The following is a 354-nucleotide window of genomic DNA, read 5'->3' on the forward strand; positions in this document are numbered from 1 at the left end:
TAAAAAAGTCGTTTACCTTGCTATAATGGATGCTTCCAAAAAATGGACGATGCCCATTAGAAATTGGAAGGCTGCTTTAAATCGGTTTATGAGCGAGTTTGAAGAGCGATTAATTGATTTTTTTTAAACAATGACAGTTACACAGAATTATTTACAGGGTCAGGTCTCCTGGCGGCATTGAGAACCAACCCCAATAATCTCACGGTAAAGCGACTCAATAGACGAGAACGTTATTTGCAACAACAACCTGTCATTGCTGGCTCTACCCCAATTAAGGGGGCACTTTAATCAAGTTAGTATAGACTAACCCTTTGATTTGAGGGTCAAAAGGAAGATTAAGATGCCCAAGAAAGA

The 354-nt window shown here is 39.3% G+C and carries 1 pseudogene; it reads left to right on the forward strand.

The features are described 5' to 3' along the window. Positions 1 to 127, forward strand: a pseudogene (locus tag E1O65_RS12495) (IS256 family transposase); the annotation flags it as partial. Positions 128 to 354: the final 227 nt, after the last annotated feature.

The organism is Legionella sp. W10-070, assembly GCF_900640175.1.
GTDB lineage: Bacteria > Pseudomonadota > Gammaproteobacteria > Legionellales > Legionellaceae > Tatlockia.